The sequence below is a fragment of the Clostridium sp. KLE 1755 genome, assembly GCF_000466465.2.
GTDB lineage: Bacteria > Bacillota > Clostridia > Lachnospirales > Lachnospiraceae > Eisenbergiella > Eisenbergiella porci.
This window is the reverse complement of the sequence record NZ_KE992782.1, coordinates 124,082-140,539: the sequence shown is the minus strand read 5'-3', so window position 1 is coordinate 140,539 and position 16,458 is coordinate 124,082. Positions and strand designations below refer to the sequence as shown.

Here is a 16,458-nt window from a genome sequence, read left to right as displayed (position 1 = left end):
CAATCCACTCGGTCGCAAGACCGAGACAGCAAAACTAAACAACTACTAATCATTCTATCACCATTTCTCTATACATTCCACACATAAAAAACTAACCCAGCTTACTTTTATTCAATTTTAAATCCATATTCAAACAAAACATAGTCTTTTCCAGGTGCGAATCCCCCGGGGATTTCATGTGCACTTCATATTCGCACTAACTCTCATTTTCCCTATAAAGCACCTTAGCCGCTTAAGTTTCAGATCCTCACTACCCATTTTCCCCAATCTTACCTGCAAAAATTCCCAGCTATCCACACACTAGCAGAATTTTTCACCATTTATACACACTGAATTATAAAAATACATCATTCTAAACGGTTTATAATTTCATTAATTACAAATATATTTATCTCCGCAGCCACTGCCCCATTCCACAAATACCCGCAGTAAAACCACCTCTGCGGCAGCTCTGCTCTCCCCGCCATATCTCAATAATTAGTTTCCACTGCCTGCAGCCTGTCTCCCATCAGCATTTTCAGCCTGGCCGCAAGCAAAGAGGCAATGACTGCATTGCCCTTATCAGAAGGATGAAGCCCATCATATGTAAAGTCAGCGGCTTCCGGCGGATAGGGATATTCATCCTCATCAAAACAGACCGGAAATTTTGTATATTCCGGATAAGGAAGATTCCGGTAGCCGCCAGGCGTTTTTACCCGCTTAAAGCGTACCACATTTTCCGGCGTAAAACCTGAAAGATCATGCAGATTCAGCGCAGGTATCCCTTCCTCACAGCAGGTTTCATAAATGGCCTCAGCAATATCAGCCAGCCACTGTCCCTGATCCGGCAGATAGCTGCCATGGGCATTGTTCAGAGGATCCAAAATATAGACAAAATCACCCCGTTCCACAGGATTCATTACCAACAACTCTGCTTCCGGTGATTTTTCCCGGATATGGGATATTAAAAGCCCCAGGTTACCAAGAATAGTGCCTTCCTTTTTCAATCTGAAATCCTCTCGTTTCCCCAACGGTACGCCGCCGTGCCAGTCGTTGGTACCAAGAAGAACCGTATACAGATCCGCTTCCGGCAGCTCTATCCTGATCCAATCGGGCGTGGAAGAACCATTCATTCCAATGTTTATAACTGACAAATTGTCAAAATATCCGCATGTCCGCGTCAGATACCCTTCCTTCACCCGGTATGCAGTTTCATCCAGATGGTCGTTTAAGTAAGTGAAGGAATCACCGATGGCGCACCATTTGATTTCTTTTTTCATATAACCCTCATTTCCCGGGCGTGAGAACGCCCTTCTTATTCTTATGATTTCAAAATCCGATTTTGACTGAAACACCGGCATCATATCCCCTGCCGCTGTCCCGTTAAAACCACCTGCAAATACAAACAGATTTATTATTTACACAATTTTATTTCTCTTTCTGCTGACACTTTATCATATCCCTTCATCCACTGCCACTGTTAATTGAAATTTATTTTATAACTATTCGCAGGTCAGCACATTTACTGCACTGACCGTAAGAAAATAATTCAGAAGTACCAAAATTCATCTTCGAAGGCGCTTCAGGATGGATTATGGCAATAACTGAAAGAGTTGAACCGTTACTCTGCTCAGTTTAAAAATACAATTTAGACACAGCCTATGTACAGCTGCTTCCATTATGGTATAATAATACAAAAGAAACGTTCCTTCATTTACGCTTGAATCTCTGCTGCATTTTTTCACGCCGCCCCAAAATATACCTGAAAAATATTCCTGAAAAACATATCCTCCACAAAAGAAAGGAAATCCAACATGCAAATCAGCAGACAGACTATGCAGCTTCAAACCGTCGAGATCCTGAAAGCGCTTTTTGCGCTGCCAGGCTTTGATTCGGTTTCCATTAAAGGAATTTCTCCCGCATCCCCCGATGATTCCCAGGCTGTTTTGTCAGCTATTGATGCTTCCTGGCATGACATACTCAGCGATGTGGATTTTAAGGTCCGGATTGCAGTCCATCCTTCACTGCGCAGCCTGGCAAAACCGCTGAGCCATACCCTTCTGTCCCTCATGGGACTGACAGATGGAATTCTCGGCCTCTCCATCCAGGGAAATGCCTGTGAAATACAGGAAGAAGCGGTGGAGACAGTACGCCTCTGCCTTGCCACCGGGTATCGTGCGGATATCATATTTGAAATTCAATGGAATGAAAATGTCCCTCCTCTGTCAGCCTGTGAAAATGCACCCTGTCCTTCCCCCTGCGACGCTTTCTGGTTCATTGCCGTGCAGGCATTGGGAAAGCTTCTGCGCAGGGATTATCTGATTGCGGATCATCTTGCCCACATGCTGATTATGGAAGGGCTGGTTCTGCAGATGGAAATGCGGGATGCGAAATACGGAACCAATATCCACAGATACGGCTATGGTGAAGTCCCGGCCTATCAAAACACCGATACGGAAGCCTTCGCATTTCTTTTTGATAAAACGGAACCCGCAGGACGCAGGACAGCAGAAAATCTCTGCCGTGCAGCGCTCACCTACAATGCGCTTACCGGCAGAGATTCTTCAAATGAGTCCAGGCGTGAAATCTTCTTTGCACTCTGGAACTGCTATTTACAGGGACTTTAACGGGGAGTCAACTCGATTCGCCGTCAAAGCTGCCCTTGTCAGCCTAATCCTGAGCCTCATCCTCCATTTCATCTCCCATTTCTTTTTCCAGTGCATCCAGCATTTTCTGTTCCCGGTGTTTTGAATAAACACCAGTCAACGCCATAACCGTAAAAATCATAACAAACTGCGCTGCGGCAAAAATGATCGTGGCCGGCACCAGCGTTCCCATAACATCTTCCCGGAAAACTTCATTATTCCGGTATCTGCCAATCACAAAAATCACAGTAAAAACAACTGTCCCCGCCAGGCTTGCCAGGAAATAATTCTTCATACAGGGCTTCAGCCAGGTGTCCCAGATTCCTTTTCTCGTGGTTCCGAAAATGGAAACAATGCAGCCTGTTATAAATGCAGCCAGCTCCCATGCGTATTCCCGGACATCCCGTTCCAGAATGTAACTCTGTACAATGATGGATATCAGCAGGATGAGCCACATCGCCCAGAAGGCGGCCTGCTCAGATTTTAACAGATCAATATGCTGTCTTTCATCTATTTTTTTCATCTTCGCTCTCCTCCTCCCAGAACAGGTCATCCAGCGTTTTCCCAAGTGCCCTGCATATGCTGATGCACAGCTGCAGGGATGGATTGAATTTTCCCGCCTCAATCATTCCTATGGTCTGCCTGGTCACTCCTACGGCGTCAGCCAGCTGCTCCTGGGAAAAATCTTTTTCGATACGCGCAATTTTCATTCTTTTGTTTTTCACCAGCCAGCCTCCTTTTTCCGGTGCTACTGCAGCTTCTCTTCCCCGGCGCTCTGCTCCTGTTTTCCATATATTTTGGTAAAAATAAACGGAACAAACAAAATACAATTCAAAATAAGAAGAATAAGCACATCTCTCCACGCAATCACCTGTCCGCTGATGACATCCGCGCTCCCTGCGATAACGGCAACCAGGTTATTGTTCAGATAATGCATAATAACCGCAACCCAGATATTGCAGGTCTTCATCTGTGCATAGCCAAAGAATATAGCGATTCCGACACAGGTTATCAGCTGGCAGACAATGCTCTGCAGCCAGGTCTGGGGGCTGTAGAAAAACAGGTTGATAGGCAGGTGCCAGAAGCCCCAGAAAATACCCAGCAGCAGAACGCCTGCGCGCTTTCCGAACCGTTTCTGCAGCATCGGCTGGAAAAAGCCCCGCCATCCGTACTCCTCTCCGAAAAATGCAGTGTATACCAGGAAGAAATTAAGGGGCAGAACCAAAAGATTAAGCCATGTATAGGGACTCTTAAACATTTCAAAAAACATCCCCGGTTCGCCTTCAAATAAATAGCTTAAAAAAATCCGGAGGAAATATAATCCCAGGAAAATCAGAATATAAAGCCAGGGCCTTCTTTTCTGTCCGTCTCCCAGGCTCAGCCCGTACTTTCTTCTGACCTCCTTCTTATCCAGCCAAAGCAGAAGCCATAAAACAATGCTTCCTAAAATTATAATATACTGACTGATTAATGCTAACTGAATTTCCGGCTTAAACAGGCTGGCCACAGCGCATCCTGCCATAACTGCCGTCAAAACCAGGAAGCCGGTAAAGAACTTTATGGGCACCTTCTCTTCTTTTTTCCGGGTAAGCAGGACAGCAATCATAACGCCTGCCGCCGGATAATACATCTGGGCGTTGGGAAATACGGAAACATCATTCCCCCTGTAAAAACTGATACCCATAAGAATTCCCATCAATACGGGCATACCAAATGCAACTGCAACAAAGATCCATAGCTGTTTTTTTTCTACAGCAGTCCAATTTGTCTGCATAAATAACTCCTCCTCTACTCATTATGTAGTGCCGCCGGAAGATGTTAAACCGGAAGCGCTTTTCCTGACCTTCCCCGGTGGTTTTCAACGCTGCACTTTTATGGGAAGGTATTTCTCTTATATTGCATATAATATACTATACTGTTCTTAATGTCAATTATATTTTACATTTTATCATTTTCACTTTACATTCAAGTGAATATTACAGAGCAGACATATACGGTTCTGCTGCTTCCCATAAATTGAATCTTCTTTCATTTTTTCCGGTTAACTATAACTACAGCGCGGCCTGTTTTTTGATAAAAATCATCCATAAAACAGTTACAAACAAATCATTCCTGACAAGTGGCACCTCCCTGTAGAATATACACCTGTCATACACATATTCCGCACAAACGACTAAGAGCTCACACTATTATACTGTTTCAGCCCTGTTTTCCACAAAAAAGCGGTAATTCCCCCGAAAGCCGTGACCACAGCGATTCCATAGAGCCACATTTTCAAGGTCCCGTCACCGCTTAAGTACATTGTAGGAAAAGTCGCCACAATGCCATAGGGAAGAATCACATAAAACAGAAGCTTGTAAATTCCCCGGAAAACAACACCGGGTATTTTCATGCACAGATCGATTCCCGCATCCTCCAGCCTGGTTATGTTGACTGTGGAAACCAGGAAAAAAGTAAGGGATCGGATAATTACCTCCATCTCATACCAGAGCACAATCATTAATGTCACCCAAACTAAATAGCCCAGGACATGCCCCGCTGACACTCTCAACCCGCAGATCCGGACGCCGTACCATAAAATGCACACACTCAAAGCCACCAACGGAAGCGAACCCGGATTCACCTGTTCAAAACTGAGCCGCAACAGCGGGCTTACCGGCTTGGTAAGGTACAAATCGATATCTCCATTTCTGATTTTACCTGAAATACCGTTCACTCCGAAAAAATAAACCACCATATTCACCGCATTTACCAGAGAAAAGGTTCCGATAAAAATAACCATCTCCCCCTTTCCCCACGATCAGCTCCATTTTCATCCTTTCTCCTAAGGACAGAGTTCTCACCTGCACATCCATGAGTTCCTTTACGCCGAACAGCTCCACAAAATAATCCCTGTTATAGCGATATTCCTTATCGGAGAGTCCATAAATTTGCCGGAACAGGTGCAGAGTATCCTCCGCAGTCAGTTCAAAAAACAGCTGGCTCTTCTGTCCCATAACCACCGCATACTGCCTTTTGAAGTCGTTTTCCAGTTTATTGGGATAATAGCCTAAAACACTGATTTCACCGGAGGTGGGCGCAATGATTCCGGTAAGCATTTTGACAAGCGTGGTTTTCCCCGCACCGTTTGGACCTATCAGGCCGACGAATTCTCCTCCGCGTACGGAAAGATCCATCTGGCTGACCGCCTGTTTTTCTTCATAATCCCTATGAAACAGCCCCTTGACACTACCCAGAATGCCCTCCTGCTTCCTGAATCGCCTATATGTTTTTGTTAACTGATTTGTTTCAATTACATTCATTCTGATTTAACTCCTTTGTAACTGTCCAGTGTTCCTATAATCACATGACTGCTTCCTTTTCACTGACAGATGCAGCAAATACGTCTCCCGGCTGAACAGTTATGCTCCTTTCTTTTTTTCTCAATACCTGACTGAAACTAAAATAAGCCCCCGAAACATCTGCCCTGATACGGACATACTGCTTCGGGGGCCTGACAGGCAATCCCTGGACTCTGAAATGGAAAAACTGCGGAATTATTCCAGGCAGGCAGAGCCATACAGCAGGACGGACAAATGCGTCCATCCGGGCCGCAGCCTGAGGAAATAAAAAAACATGACCTGCTACGTCATGCTTCTTAAACCGTCTGTTTCCAATAACCAGACTTCTATTAGAAGTGTATGAAGTATTTAGTAAGGCAGATACCGGGTAAATGACCGGTAAAAGGGTACAAAAAGAGCCGGAAAACCAGCCTGCTGTCCCTTTTTCAACTATGCAGTTGCAATCTCCTTACTTAACACACGCATGCACTTACCTCACTTTTTTAATATTAAGCCATCCGGCTATGTACTGTATCTGTGTTCTGATACAACAACTAAATTATAGACAGACAAAAGCGGACTGTCAATGCTTTCTTTAGTTTCCTGTTATGCTCTGTCATCCGAACTGTTACCGCAATCCGATTTTGATTCAGCTTATCCTGTCCCCAGACCATGTACTGCCACTATCCAATGGAATCTGTAGTGAATAAAATCCGGATATTTCCGGAATACTATACAAAAAATACCATAACTTGACTGGAGGAATCATATGAGTAAGGATCCTGTTTTTTTAACCGATAAAAATCATACCGTTATTCTGGAGGCAGTGACCGGCGTTCCCAATGCAGCCGTTCCGGATACCTGCAAGCCTTTTGAACTACTGACCCCTAACACCTCTGAGGGCGCTGCAGAAAAGCATCTGCCTGTGGTGGAAATCGACGGCCGGCACGTTACGGTGAAGGTGGGAAGTATTTTTCATCCCATGACTGAGGAACACAGCATCGGCTGGGTGTGCCTTGTAACAAAAGCCGGATGCACCATGCGGATCTGTCTGACTCCCGATTGCGAACCGGTAGCCCATTTTACACTGGAGGACGGGGACTCGGTGAAGGCGGCTTATGCTTATTGTAATCTGCATGGGTTCTGGAAGACGGAAATCTAAAAATCAAAAGGTCTAATAAACACAGGTATACTTTTCATACACACATGGACAAGTATACCTGTGTTATTATATCTTTTTCGGCCGCCTCAACAGCATTTTCACCAGTTCCCGGATGGTTCCCTTCTTCTCCACATACCGACGGCCGTCCTTCACCAGATATTCCGCGTAAAACTCCCCGATTTCCTCCGGCTCCGCCCGGCAGAAATCCTTTCCTGTGACAAAGAAATCCGCCTTCTTTCCCACCTCCAGCGTTCCGCTTTCCATCTCTTCGCCCAACATTCTCGCCGGCTCCGCCGTATAGGTTCGAAGAGCCTGAAAGGGAGTCAGGGACTGCCCCGGCAGATAAAATTCCACCATCCCCAGCATCTGTTCATAAGGATTCATGGACTGTACCGGAGAATCGCTGGATCCGCAGATACACACGCCGGCTTCTATCAGCTCTCTTAACGGAATCTGCTGCCTCACCTTTTCCTTTGGCAGAAACTGCTCATAGCTCTTCAGATAGCGCTTGTCCATCCAGGAAAATCCCGGCTGAACCGTCAGCGCCACCGGCAGATGCTTGATTTTTTCCACTGCCGAGGAGGAAGGAAATTCAAAATGATCAATACGGGGCATAGGTTTGCTTTTCCTTTTTTCCCCTTCTTCCTCTCCGCCATCCCGGCCGTCACCCAGTCCTAACACCTTCTCATAGCAATCCACAATCTGATCAATGGCCGCCTCCCCAATGGCATGGCTGGACAACTGAATCCCCTTTTCATGCGCCCCCCGCACCTTTCCCAGAATAAAATCATCCTTATAGTAGCAGTGTCCCTTTTCCCCATTATCAATAAACGGCACATAGAAAGCCGCGCTGTGGGAGCCTACGGAACCATCCAGCTCCCAGCTTCCGCAGCCGCCTGCCCGGGGAAACTTTTGCAGCCTGTGATATTTTTCCGCCCTCTCCAGCTCCATATACTGAGGGAATAGTCGCACGTCAATATCCATCCGGGATGCCACAAACGCCAGCAGCCTGGTGAGAAAGTCATGCTTCACATCCCCATTTCCGTCCATGGCGCATACCCGGCTGATTCCGTAATGCGCGCACAGGTTGGAAAAATTGGCAATGCCAGCGGCCAGCACAGAGGGTGTCACCGATGCCGCTATCAGGTTCGTCACCTTCCCCTGCATAAACTCATGGGCTTCGCCGAAAAAACGGCCGTCCGAACCCTGCTCAGGAAGCTTCAGCTTCTTCATCAAGGCCGTGGAAATACTGCTGCTGTGCCCGTCAATATTATAAATAATCATGCACCTTCCGCCGGTCCATTCATCCAGCTCCTGCCGGCTGGGCAGTCTTTTTTCCTTCATTGCGGAAAGGATATACTGATTTGCCACAATTATTTTCTGCTTCGGATGTGCGCTACAGTAGGCGCGTATTTTCTGTTCCACCCCTGCCATGCAGTCCGGCGCAATCCCTTCCGAGGTTATCTCACAGATATTAAAACTGGAGGCCGCCAGGATCATTGTATAAAGCAGATGGACATGGGAATCCGTCAGCGCCGGAAACACATGCATTCCCTCAAGGCTGATATATTGGTCATAGCCCTCTTCCGTTTCCGGGCCGCCGTTTCCCAGATAGCATATCCTGTCCCCGTCCGTTCCCATGGACGTAAAGGTTTCTTCCACATGCAGACGCATGGTATGCACCGTACCGCCGTAATAAAATATCTTCATTCTAAATCGTCACCACATTTCCCACAGCCATTAAAAAATAGGCCAGCATAATCATTATCTGCATCCCGGCGCCGCCCCATTTCCCCAAAAGGGAATTCCCCGGCTCCCGGGACGCCTTTCGGTAGGCCGGAACCACAAGCAGCGCTATCAAAATCGCAATCAGCCCCCCGGCCAGACGCATAAACTCCATAAAACCGCCCAGACCTGCAAAGGTCATCAAAAGCGATGGCAGCGTCGCAATAACCCAGCAGATTCTGCGTGAAAGCTTCAACTGTTCCTCCACAATGTCCGATAGCGCCAGCGAAATGGACCAGTAGGTCGTCAGCATAGCCAGGATGGTAAAAAGAGAACCAACAATCTCTGCCCAGCTGCCAATTCCCTGGCTCCACCCAATCATGGCAACCTCCGTCACCTGCACAGAGGAAAGCAGGGCGCACACGGAAATGACAACAATCAATACAAAGTTATTCATCAACCCTAAAAATACGGCCTTTTTCACCTTTTTCCCATCTCCGCCCAGTCCGGCTACCGCCTGTGGGACCGAAAAAAATGCGGAAAAGGCAAACATCGCCATTCCAAAATAGGCAAGCCCCTCCGTCACCCTTCCCGCTCTTACCGGAAGCGGATTGTTTATATGCGCAAGGGAAAAGAAAGCAAGTACGCCCACCAGCAAAAAAATCACCGTCACTGCAAGCTTTTCGCTGATTCCCACCGCCTTCAGCCCAAAAAGCACCACACTTGCCGCGGCAGCATAAAACAGAAGCCGTGAAAGCCACAGGGAAATCCCCAGAAGCTCGCTGATAATTTCCGCCGCCCCTGAAATATAAGCCGCCAGATTGGTAAACAGCACCAACGCCATAATGACAAAAAAACCTGCAGTCAACACCTTCTGGTATTTTCCCTGAAACAGATACCGGGAAAACACCTCAATAATCTGGGAACCTCCACCGCTTTTTACCGCAAGCTCGGCTATCATCACATGAAGGACAAAGCTGGCTCCGAAGGCCGCCGCCAATATGAGCAGGCTCACCACAACTCCGTTTTTTTGCGCCAGATAAGGCATGGCCATCACGCCTCCGCCGATTCCGTACCCGGTAATGATACAGGCACTCTCTGCTACCGTCAGTTGTTTTTTATTCATCCGTATATCCTTTCCTTACAGCTCCCGGCTGTGTCCGCCCCTGTTTCCAGCATTTCCTGCCGCTGCCCATATCTGTAAATTCGGTTCCGCCCCGCATGCTTGGCACAATACAAAGCTTGATCCGCATAGGATATGATAGTTTCCACCTTGTCAATCTGAGAAAGGTTCCCCTTCCATACACCCAGGCTGACCGTCACCTGTGTCTGTCCATTATCGGATCTGAGAATATTGGCTTCTCTGATTTCTTTTAACAATCTTTCCGCCATATCATCGGAGGCCATATCATTGAAAGCCATGTTATCAGAAGTCCCCGTTTTATTTATTTCTAATGGCTGAGCCTCCATGACATCCTCCACACGCACCAGCAGAAATTCCTCCCCGCCGAACCGGACAGCCTCAGCGCCTTCTGCCCCGGCAAACCGCTCCAGAATATCCGCAATCTTTTTAAGGCAGTCATCCCCCTGCAGGTGTCCGTAAGAATCGTTATACTGTTTGAAGTAGTCAATATCAACCATTACAACTTCCGCCCGACGTTTCTCTCTGTGGTATTTCTCAAAGCTCCCAAATATCCGCTCCATCAGGCTGCGCCTGTTCTGAAGGCCTGTCAGCCGATCTGTAAAAGCCATTTGCTGCAGAAGCTCATTTGCCTTCTGAATTTTTTCATACTGCATGGCAATAATCTCACGATCACGGAACCCTGTTTTCATGCTCAGGTTATAACGAATTGAAATAAAAATTGAAAGCAGCGTTACGAAGCTGCCGTTAATCAGATTGGAAAACAGATTCTCCGCATTCAGCCCGGTAAAAACCAGAAGCAGCACAATAATAAGCCAGCTTACGCCAAACAGAGTTATACTTTCTACCGGGCTCATAAGCATAATTGCCGCTATCGTGGGAATCAGATAACAATACACGCCGATTGTGTTGCCTCCCATCTGATCCAACACCGTAATACCAATACACCATAAGCACAATATCACGACATATAGCATTCTCAGTCCTGCAATGGCTCCGTACTTTTTCTTTTTAACCCATCTGACAAAAATCGCCAGAAACACAAGCGTCACCGCAAGCAGGGCCGTGTACAGGCTGAAATACCCGCTCCTTCTGGGAAAAGCAAAGGGACCTCCCTCCCGAAATAAAAATACCACCATCATACACGCCTGCATCACGGCAATAAATACCGCCACGGCTATTTCCACACGATAAGTTCTGTTAGTGTAATATTCTGCAAAACGCTCCTTCTGTTCCGTTGAAAGTATCGGTTTTAAGGTCTGTTTCAGTCTGTCTATCATCATGGAAGTTCTCCTCATTCTCCTGCTTTACTATAACCTTTACCCACCTGCATTATTTGAATAGTATAACAAATCCCCACTGCCATCACAATAAAAAATGGTGTGTACCTCTTAATTCCCCTAAATTATCGCAGCCCTTCCGGTACAATAGCATTATACACCTTCTGATGGGCTGAGTTTCTGTTAAACTGAGTTTCTGTTAAACTGAGTTACTTCCAAATTAAGCTTCTGTTATTTACTTTCATGACAACGTCTCTGCAATTTGTGATATAATGTGGCCATGAAAAATAAAAACATTACCTTCCGAAAAATAACACTTATATTTTTGCTTGCCTGTATTATCCTGACAGTCTCCTGTTTTTCCCTGGGCTGGCTGGCACACAGCACAGGCCTCTCCCTGCGCGGCTGGCTCAGCACTTCATCTTGGATATTGGCGGCGGCAGGCCTTCCCCTTTCGCTGGAACTGTTCTGCCTCTGCAGGCTGTTTGGCATCCTGGAGTGTGAAACTGTAAACACCCGGAAAATCCTGGCGCGGGCAGGCATAGCCGTATTGCTTCTGGCAGGCGTTATTTATACACTGGCTGCCATGCTCTTTTTTATCCTTTTGAATCCTGAGGGCAGAGAAAAAGAAGTCAGGCTTTCCAGTGATGTAATTCAGGTTACCAGATATTCCTCCGGTTATAATTCTGAAAAAATTATCAGCTATTATAAGCCTATAGGACCGATTTTCAGAAAAGAATATGCCTTTGACGATGAACCTGTGGTTCGTTCTGTTCTGAACACCCGCTATGATACAACATTTATCCTCTCAGAAAAAGCCATTACAAATAAAATAGATTCCACCCGGCCCGTCACGCTGTATCAGGCCGTTCCTGCCGACAATCCTGAGCTTGTATTTCATGCGGCGGCGGAATGGGATGCTCCGCATTCCTACTACGACGATTATACGGAAGTCAGAACATACCTGAAGGCACAAAAATATGCCCTGCAGTATTTCCCACAGCGCACTCTTTTCTCACAGACCGGCCCTGTCATCGGCATGACAGGAGCTCTTACCCTGTCCTGTCGCGGCGATTGGGACATTTCATCATGTGCTATGGATGCTGCCGGAATAATATCAAATCTGCTGGAGGATCCTTTCTATGTACTGCATGAATTCTCCCTTTTTATAGAATATGGGAAATATGGAAGCAGCCTGGAAAACAGCGGCAGCATTGAGCTGACCTTCGGCGGCCCTGACTCTCCTCCTCTCATTCACCAGCAGCAAAGAGCGGAGCTTCCGGAAATCATCGAACACATGCTGAAGGATGCCATGAGACAGTATGACCAGACAGCGCAAGAGAAATGGGAAGATCAGACAGTGCAGGAAACGCAGGAAGAACTTCTAACCCAGAACGGGCAGGAAGAATCGATAACTCAGGACACGCAGGAAGAATCAATGGACCGTAGTGACACCTCTCAGAAACACGTATCAGCTGAAACAGCTTCCACCGAATGGACTGCTTCTTCTGTTGACAGTGACGGTCTGCTCACTCCCGAAGGTGCTTTTGATAAACTCTACGCAGCAGTCTTTGCTCCGGAAGGCTATGCCTACGAATGTACCTATAATGCAAAAGGAAATTTTTATGCAATTCTCAGTGAATGGGAAACGGAAAACGGCGAGCAGAAGCTGCATGTCAGAAAAACTGCGGTTTATGATCGGATTTCGACCAATGGCAAATGTCAGTTATTCGTTTGTTATAATGAATACACCACATTGGACGGCGGTGAATGGAATACGGAAATTGACAACTTTTATGCGGTTGACCGGAAAACCGGTAAAGTAACCGCCGGCAACAAAACCTCCTGGTCACAACCGGCATCAAAGGCCTATCAGGAAGCTACCGGAGACAAGTAGGGCTGGCCGCAAGGCCAGACCTTATTTTTCCAGGAATTCTGTACCATTTTTTCTTTTCCCTACAATTAAATAGAACTATAAACTGACTGCTTGAAATAATCTTATGCTCCATGTATAATCATTCATATATTTATTCAAAAAACGATGAGGTACGCATCTTCTGTTAAAATACTTACCTCATTCGTTCTTCATCCGTCTGCATCGACTTAATATCCACTGAAGCACTGCAGCCATTCCCTTGATAATTTACATCCCTTTTGTTCTGTCTTTGTACGCAGCCATACAGTCTTATCCTTCTTCTCTTATTAACATAATTTCCGAAAGCCCTATACTCATTTCGCCTTCCCTCAAGCTGAACAATACTTCTATTCTCTTCGCCGAATGTGCCGGGAAATCCAAAATAAGCGGTACTGTATCTTCATCGCAGATTACATACTCTTTCGATGATAACTCATTGTCAAGGACAATCTTTAAAGATGAAATGGCTCCGAATCCGGCCTGGCCTGGGAATACTGCAATCCTGTTCAACTCCACCGGTTCCGATGCGGTTAATATGACGGTTACACTTCCTTCTGCCGCCGGTATTTCCTGTTCCATCCCCTCATCATTCCCATATACCGAAATACATCCGTCCACCAGAAACCCGGCATCCCTTCCTGCCGTCTCCGCGCTGAACTTCCCTGTGACATTCACCGTTCCGGCTCCTGAAGGCATCGGCTGGAAAGCTGTCAACGGCCCATTTATGTAAAGCCTTCCCTTTTCTGTAAAACCGGCACGGTCGATATTAACCTTCCTGTTGCCATCAGGCCTGTCGGGAAAGGTATGGGAATGATAGGCTGCCCATAGCTCCGTACCATCCGGCGACCAGGTAAAGCTATGATGACCGGTTCCTGATACATCTTTTCTGTCTTGGGAAGTTAAAACCGGATTTTCCTCCGCTTTTACAAAAGGGCCAAGCGGTTCAGAGGCCACTGCATATCCCACTGAATAGGCAGAACCGGCAAAACAGTTGCCGGAATACGTCAGATAGTAACGGCCACCATGCTTTATCATTTCCGGGCCTTCATTCCAAAGCGGATTCCCTGATTCCAGCTCCCATGCCTGCTCCGGCGTCAAAAGCCGTACCGCTTCACCGTCTGTAGCAAGCATATCCTCCCGCAGCCTGATCCCATATATCTCGCTTCTGCGAATGCCATCCTCGCCCGTATTTTCGGAGCAGTCTCTGGAATAATACAAATATTTGGAACCATCTTCATCTATCAGGACATTGGCGTCAATCGCTGCATAGCCGAAGTCAAAGAAGGGTTCATTCCGTTTATCCAGAAACGGACCATCCGGCCTGTCCGAAATTGCCAGCCCGATTCTAAGGCTTCCCGCCGCATTCCTCGCGGTATAATACATATAATATCTTCCGCCAAAGTATACCACCTCCGGCGCCCAGAAGCTGTCAACACCCCAGCTGCCGCTGCTACGTGTATAACACATTTTCCTGTCTGTCCAATGTACCAGATCCTCTGACCTCCAGCAATAAAATCCGTCCGGTGCTGAGGTACAGTATAAATAATAGCTTCCATCCTGCGTTTTCAGAACAAAGGGGTCTCCGATTCCATGAATCCCCAAATCATTGGAGAAACAGCCTCTGACAGCCTTTCTGAGTGCAAATCCTTCTCCGGCACATCCTTTCATTCCAAATCTCCTCCCCCGTTTCCGCCAGCCTGCTGTTTGTCCTTGGATTCAAGCAGCCTCTCCTGGGTCTTCAGCAGTTCTTTTGCCATAAGAAGAAGATACTGCTGGGTCTCCGGGGCAAGACGGCTGAAAATATCTATAAATTCCTTCTCATACGGTGACGAGAGAAACATCTCGCCCTCACCGGTAATAAACCAGTTTTCATTTACATTAAAGGCTGAACATATTACTTTAACATACTTATCTGCTAAAGGGCGGTTGCCGTTTTCTATCATAGAATAGGCTGTCTGAGTTATTCCCAGATGTTTTGCAAAATCCGTCTGATTGAAGCCCAATTCCTTCCGCACCTCTTTTAAACGGTGAATCATAAAATACCCCCTGTACGCTGACGTAATATTAATTTATCACAAACATCATAAAAAGGCAAGCTATAAAATTCAGGCTGCATTCCGGCTCACCCGCTTGTCTTTATATAATCGCCCCGCAGCGGATTCATATTCCTGTCATTTCCATAATATCCGTTAAGTCATTCTTCTCACTGCCATAAATACGCTCCACTTCTCCAAGAGAATGTATAAAAGCCAGAACCGCCCTTGCTTCCTCCTCGCTCATCTTTTCAATCTGCATAATAACCTTCTGCTTTACTTCTGATCCGCCGCACTTGAGAGTATCATCATTCGCCCAGAAATCAAGAGGAACTCCGAAAAAACCTGACAGCTTCTTCAAAGAAGTCAGCTTCAGCCCCTCATAGCCTTTTTTGTACCAACCGTCGATAGTTGTATACGGAATATTACAGGCTTTCGATAATGTATTTTTATTCAAATGATTCTCTTCCATCAAATAATCCAGTTTTTCCAGGAAATCCAACCCAGGTCACCTCCGTCCACGATGGCATTCTATCATGTCCTGGAGGAAAACGCAAGCAGATAATTACCCTTAATCGTAAATTATAGCTTGCTTAATTACGTTTAAGGGTATATAATAGTATAAAATCTTACCCTTAAGGGTAGAAAGGAGCAGTTCCCATGTTTACAAACCTGAAGACAGTTCTGTATCAAAAAGGAATCTCCCTGAGACAGTACGCACAGTTTCTCGGAGTCAGTGAAAAAACTATTCAGAATAAGCTGAATGGTATCACAGATTTTACATATCCCGAATTCAGAAAAACCTGTATTCTCCTGCTGCCTGAATACAATGCGGATTTTCTGTTTTCGGAAGCATTAAGTCCGCCTCCGGCCTGCTTACCGCAAGACAGAGTAAGCATGAAACGGAAGAGCGGAATCTCTCCCGGAAGTAAAATATCCATCAGACATGTTTCCAGCTCAAATATCACAAAATTAATAAATTAACTTGACTTTATATAAATTTAGTGTTATTCTTTCATCACAAATTTAATAGAGAGGTGATACATATGAACGCAACGATTGTGAAAGAGGCCACAGACATTCTCAAACGCCTGTCACCCGAAAATCAGGCTTACTTCATGACTTTGGTGAGAGTGGCGGAAGCTGCGGAAAAAGGTGCGCGATCCGCTGCTGAAAAACACCTCTGCGAACCGTCCGGCTCCAACGTCGAACCATGATGGAAAGAGGGATAGTTCCCTTATTACTCCATACAACAAAA

At 46.3% G+C, this 16,458-nt stretch carries 16 protein-coding genes; 4 read left to right on the top strand and 12 right to left on the bottom strand.

The window, feature by feature from the left end:
• Positions 1–470: 470 nt before the first annotated feature.
• A complete protein-coding gene (locus HMPREF1548_RS28355; protein WP_035324408.1) occupies positions 471–1,259 on the bottom strand; it encodes an SGNH/GDSL hydrolase family protein in 789 nt (262 codons plus the stop codon).
• 534 nt (positions 1,260–1,793) lie between these two features.
• Here HMPREF1548_RS28355 and HMPREF1548_RS28350 point away from each other — a divergent pair.
• On the top strand, positions 1,794–2,606 hold the full coding sequence (locus HMPREF1548_RS28350; protein ID WP_021640345.1) for a hypothetical protein: 813 nt from the start codon (positions 1,794–1,796) through the stop codon (positions 2,604–2,606).
• 43 nt (positions 2,607–2,649) lie between these two features.
• Here HMPREF1548_RS28350 and HMPREF1548_RS28345 read toward each other — a convergent pair whose 3' ends face one another.
• The 5 genes from HMPREF1548_RS28345 to HMPREF1548_RS28320 form a co-directional block, all read right to left on the bottom strand.
• Positions 2,650–3,147, bottom strand: a complete 498-nt coding sequence (locus tag HMPREF1548_RS28345; protein ID WP_021640344.1) for a DUF6773 family protein — start codon at positions 3,145–3,147, stop codon at positions 2,650–2,652.
• Positions 3,131–3,349: a helix-turn-helix transcriptional regulator gene (locus tag HMPREF1548_RS28340; RefSeq protein ID WP_025487479.1), complete on the bottom strand. Its 219-nt coding sequence runs from the start codon at positions 3,347–3,349 to the stop codon at positions 3,131–3,133. Before HMPREF1548_RS28340 ends, HMPREF1548_RS28345 begins: the two co-directional genes overlap by 17 nt.
• A 23-nt stretch (positions 3,350–3,372) precedes the next feature.
• Positions 3,373–4,398, bottom strand: coding sequence for a CPBP family intramembrane glutamic endopeptidase (locus tag HMPREF1548_RS28335; protein WP_021640342.1), 1,026 nt, complete (start codon positions 4,396–4,398; stop codon positions 3,373–3,375).
• 399 nt (positions 4,399–4,797) lie between these two features.
• Positions 4,798–5,406: an ABC-2 family transporter protein gene (locus tag HMPREF1548_RS28325; RefSeq protein ID WP_083493078.1), complete on the bottom strand. Its 609-nt coding sequence runs from the start codon at positions 5,404–5,406 to the stop codon at positions 4,798–4,800.
• Positions 5,321–5,926 (bottom strand): ATP-binding cassette domain-containing protein, encoded by a 606-nt coding sequence (locus HMPREF1548_RS28320; RefSeq protein ID WP_021640338.1) that lies wholly within the window; start codon positions 5,924–5,926, stop codon positions 5,321–5,323. Before HMPREF1548_RS28320 ends, HMPREF1548_RS28325 begins: the two co-directional genes overlap by 86 nt.
• A 787-nt stretch (positions 5,927–6,713) precedes the next feature.
• On the opposite strand from HMPREF1548_RS28320, the gene HMPREF1548_RS28310 reads away from it, so the two are divergent.
• A complete protein-coding gene (locus HMPREF1548_RS28310; protein WP_021640335.1) occupies positions 6,714–7,106 on the top strand; it encodes a desulfoferrodoxin family protein in 393 nt (130 codons plus the stop codon).
• A 66-nt stretch (positions 7,107–7,172) separates the two neighbouring features.
• Here the strand turns inward: HMPREF1548_RS28310 and HMPREF1548_RS28305 are convergent, their stop codons facing one another.
• Genes HMPREF1548_RS28305 through HMPREF1548_RS28295 form a run of 3 tightly spaced genes read right to left on the bottom strand, consistent with a single transcriptional unit; the run spans position 7,173 to position 11,255 of the window.
• Positions 7,173–8,816 (bottom strand): amidohydrolase, encoded by a 1,644-nt coding sequence (locus tag HMPREF1548_RS28305; protein WP_021640334.1) that lies wholly within the window; start codon positions 8,814–8,816, stop codon positions 7,173–7,175.
• Between the two features lies 1 nt (position 8,817).
• On the bottom strand, positions 8,818–9,957 hold the full coding sequence (locus HMPREF1548_RS28300) for an aromatic amino acid transport family protein (RefSeq protein WP_021640333.1): 1,140 nt from the start codon (positions 9,955–9,957) through the stop codon (positions 8,818–8,820).
• Positions 9,954–11,255 (bottom strand): GGDEF domain-containing protein, encoded by a 1,302-nt coding sequence (locus HMPREF1548_RS28295; protein WP_021640332.1) that lies wholly within the window; start codon positions 11,253–11,255, stop codon positions 9,954–9,956. The genes HMPREF1548_RS28300 and HMPREF1548_RS28295 overlap by 4 nt, the downstream gene beginning before the upstream one ends.
• 277 nt (positions 11,256–11,532) lie before the next feature.
• Between HMPREF1548_RS28295 and HMPREF1548_RS28290 the strand changes: the two genes are divergently transcribed.
• The gene (locus tag HMPREF1548_RS28290; protein ID WP_021640331.1) at positions 11,533–13,149 is read left to right on the top strand and encodes an APC family permease; all 1,617 of its coding nucleotides are present in this window, start codon (positions 11,533–11,535) and stop codon (positions 13,147–13,149) included.
• 288 nt (positions 13,150–13,437) lie between these two features.
• Here HMPREF1548_RS28290 and HMPREF1548_RS28285 read toward each other — a convergent pair whose 3' ends face one another.
• The 3 genes from HMPREF1548_RS28285 to HMPREF1548_RS28275 form a co-directional block, all read right to left on the bottom strand.
• A complete protein-coding gene (locus HMPREF1548_RS28285) occupies positions 13,438–14,835 on the bottom strand; it encodes a glycoside hydrolase family 43 protein (RefSeq protein WP_021640330.1) in 1,398 nt (465 codons plus the stop codon).
• Complete coding sequence (locus HMPREF1548_RS28280) at positions 14,832–15,203, bottom strand: helix-turn-helix domain-containing protein (protein ID WP_021640329.1); 372 nt, start codon at positions 15,201–15,203, stop codon at positions 14,832–14,834. Before HMPREF1548_RS28280 ends, HMPREF1548_RS28285 begins: the two co-directional genes overlap by 4 nt.
• A gap of 124 nt (positions 15,204–15,327) precedes the next feature.
• Positions 15,328–15,702 (bottom strand): helix-turn-helix domain-containing protein, encoded by a 375-nt coding sequence (locus tag HMPREF1548_RS28275; RefSeq protein WP_021640328.1) that lies wholly within the window; start codon positions 15,700–15,702, stop codon positions 15,328–15,330.
• Positions 15,703–16,246: 544 nt separating this feature from the next.
• On the opposite strand from HMPREF1548_RS28275, the gene HMPREF1548_RS29755 reads away from it, so the two are divergent.
• On the top strand, positions 16,247–16,417 hold the full coding sequence (locus HMPREF1548_RS29755) for a hypothetical protein (RefSeq protein ID WP_021640326.1): 171 nt from the start codon (positions 16,247–16,249) through the stop codon (positions 16,415–16,417).
• The last annotated feature ends 41 nt before the right edge of the window (positions 16,418–16,458 follow it).